3 protein-coding genes and 1 pseudogene are annotated in these 2727 nt (G+C 68.2%); 2 read left to right on the top strand and 2 right to left on the bottom strand.

Annotation, left to right across the window (positions count from 1 at the left end; genetic code table 11):
* Nucleotides 1-218, bottom strand: a pseudogene (locus tag GX543_RS06195) (alanine--glyoxylate aminotransferase family protein); the annotation flags it as partial.
* Between the two features lie 102 nt (nucleotides 219-320).
* Between GX543_RS06195 and GX543_RS06190 the strand changes: the two are divergent.
* Nucleotides 321-1688 carry a GDSL-type esterase/lipase family protein gene (locus GX543_RS06190; protein WP_290850606.1) on the top strand — a complete coding sequence of 456 codons (1368 nt, stop codon included), beginning with the start codon at nucleotides 321-323 and terminating at the stop codon, nucleotides 1686-1688.
* Between the two features lie 18 nt (nucleotides 1689-1706).
* On the opposite strand, the gene GX543_RS06185 is transcribed toward GX543_RS06190, so the two are convergent.
* On the bottom strand, nucleotides 1707-2198 hold the full coding sequence (locus GX543_RS06185; RefSeq protein WP_290850604.1) for a hypothetical protein: 492 nt from the start codon (nucleotides 2196-2198) through the stop codon (nucleotides 1707-1709).
* 320 nt (nucleotides 2199-2518) lie between these two features.
* Between GX543_RS06185 and GX543_RS06180 the strand changes: the two genes are divergently transcribed.
* On the top strand, nucleotides 2519-2727 hold a 209-nt coding region (locus GX543_RS06180; protein ID WP_290850607.1), incomplete at its 3' end, for an MFS transporter.

The following is a 2727-nucleotide window of genomic DNA, read 5'->3' as shown; positions in this document are numbered from 1 at the left end:
CCGGTGGCGAGCTGTCGGGCCACCGACTCCATGCCGTAGGTGCCGCCGCCGGGCACGACGGCCACGCTGCCTGCGTTGTAGGTCTCGCGCAGGATGCCGAGAAGCTCCTGCATTACGCCGATGAATCGCTTGGACATGTGATTCAGCGAGCGATCGGTGAACACCACCGAGTACTCGAGCAGGCCGTCAGGGTCGATGTCGTCATGAGGAAGAGCCACACAAGAACTCTGTCACAAACAGTGCGAGTCCGTGCGTCCGGCCGGGAGAAGTGGTAGCTCGGACCCGACGCGATGTCGGAAGGTCGTGCCATGCTCGAAGGCATGAGGAAGCGGATCGTCGACGTCGTCGCGATCGTGATGGTCGCGGTCATCGCAATCGCAGTCTCACTGTGGCTCACCCCGATGCAGTCGGTGCACGCCGTCGGGCAGACGGTACGGGTGGGTGCGGCGGCCCCGTCGCTGTCGTGGAGCGGGCCGGGCGAGGTGGATGTGTTCGGGCAGCATCTCGACACCATGATCGATTTCCCGGGCCCGATCCGACCGCGCCTGGAGCTGACCCAGCTGGAGTTGTCGGGGGCTCTCGGCGAGCTGGTGGATCCGACCGGCGACGACGCCACCCGGCGGGCCGCGCAGGACGAATTGCAGAATGCGCTGGTCGACGGCTGGCGTCGCTATTTGATCGTCCAGGTGCTGATCGTGGTCGCAGTGTCGTTGCTGCTGATGGGGGCGATCGCCGGGTGGCAGCGACGATCCGGGCGGGCGTCGATCACGCTGGTGCTGATCGGCGTGGTGGTGGCTGCGGCCGCCAACGTGGGAGCGGTGGTCTCGACCGCGTTCAGCGCCTCCGACCAACTCCGCGCGATCGGCTCGATCGAAGCGTTGGTCGGCGCGGCGACCGTCCCCGGCGAGGTGCCGAAGAACGTGCCGCCAGCCAAGTCGGGCACGGTGATCGTCATCGGCGATTCGACCGCAGCCGGCATCGGCAACCCGCCGTTGGCGAACCCGACACCGCAAGACACCGCGTGCGAGCGGACCAGCGGTTCGTTCGCCGTCGCCCTCGACCGTGCGTCGGACTGGCAGGTCGCGAACCTGGCGTGCAGCAGCGCGACCATCCGCGCGGGGCTGCTCGGCGAACAGGAACGGGGCGGTTCGCTGCTGCCGCCGCAACTGCCCGCGGCCCTCGGGGCAGCACCGAGCGCCCTGGTGATCAGCGTCGGTGCCAACGACGTCGGGTGGTCGCGGATGGTGGCGCTGTGCGCGGCTTTCCCGGACTGCGGCGGTAAGGCGTCCGACGCATACTTCAAGCAGCAGCTCGAGACGTTCACCCGCGACTACCTGGTGCTCCTGACCCGACTGCGGTCGTTGCCGAACCCGCCGACCGTCGTCATCAACACCTACTACGACCCGCTGCCCGGCAACAGCGACTGCGTCCGCGACCTCGGGATCACCGACGAGAAGAGCAAGATCTTGCACGGGTGGCTCGATGCGATGAACACCGTCCTCAAGCAGGGCGCCGACGCGGCGTCGTTCCCGACCGCGACGCCGTCGTTCGCCGGGCACGGTCTGTGCGCGCCGGATCCGTTCGTCCAGCCGATCGACGGCAACGCGCCGCTGCATCCGACCACCGCGGGCGGTCTGGCGATCGCGCTCGCCGATCAAGCGGCGCTGATCGAGGCCGGGGTCCGGTGAGATCGGGGTGCCGGTGAGCTACGTGATCGCGATGTCCCCGTCGAAGCGGAACGGGGTCGCCGCGGGCGCGCAGCCGGTGAACGACGACGTCGGGGCCGGACCCATGACGCCGACGCGGTCGGTGGAGGCCTTCCGGACCGAGATCTGCACCGCGAGCACATCCTTGAGCGGCGCCGGCACCAGGTTGGGCGCCGTGGCCGAGATCGGGTAGACCAGCGCCGCGGAATCACCACGGGTGTCGATGCAGGTGACCGGGCCCTTGATCTGGAACGGCACCTTCGACCGCCCGTTCATCAGCGTCGCGGTGTAGGTGCCGGACGTCTTGCCGTCCTTGGTGGTGCTGCCGTGTGCGTCGATGTGCAGCAGATGCACGCCGGGCGCGATCTCTAGATCGCCGTCGATCGACAGCGAGGCGGGTTCCGCGGCGTTCGCCGGCGCAACGGTCGCGGCGACGACCGCCGCTGCGGCCAGGCCCGCGGCAGGTAGGAGACGGAATGCACGCTTGTTCATGACGAACCTCCTTGGTGAGGATCTGGGGGTGTCCTCGCTGCTGACGCTACGCTCGATCAGGACGTGCATCGGCCGGTCTCAGCGATCGCATTTCGCCTGGTAGTCGCATCTTTCGCAACTCCGGCAGATTCGGAACGGACGACCGGAAAGAACACGACAATCCCGGTCTGAGTCGATCGGACGGGAAACGGACCGGAGCATCACTAGGCTCGACGACGAGCCACCATCCGAGCCCGCAGGAGGATCGCACCGTGCACCCCACCGACCGTCCCGATCGGCCCGACCCCGATTCGGACGACGACGCGTCACTGCCGGAGGCCGTGCGGTGGCGCGTGCTGTGGGTGCTCCTCACCGCCATCTTCATGTCGCTGGTGGGCGTGAGCATCATCAACGTGGCGCTGCCGACCATCCAGACGGGACTGCACGCCACCGAGTCGGACATCCAATGGGTGCTGTCCGGATACGCGCTGACCTTCGGCGTCTTCCTGGTCGCAGCGGGCCGCGCCGGCGACATCATGGGTCGCGGCGG

Origin of the sequence: Gordonia sp. (in: high G+C Gram-positive bacteria) (assembly GCF_012515855.1) — a bacterium.
In the GTDB taxonomy this organism is placed as follows: Bacteria; Actinomycetota; Actinomycetes; order Mycobacteriales; family Mycobacteriaceae; genus Gordonia.
This window is presented reverse-complemented; position numbering and strand designations above follow the sequence as displayed.

Coding starts and splice junctions, on each gene's coding strand:
- GX543_RS06190 (WP_290850606.1), top strand. CDS start 321: ATGAGGAAGCGGATCGTCGACGTCGTCGCGATCGTGATGGTCGCGGTC.
- GX543_RS06185 (WP_290850604.1), bottom strand. CDS start 2,198: ATGAACAAGCGTGCATTCCGTCTCCTACCTGCCGCGGGCCTGGCCGCA.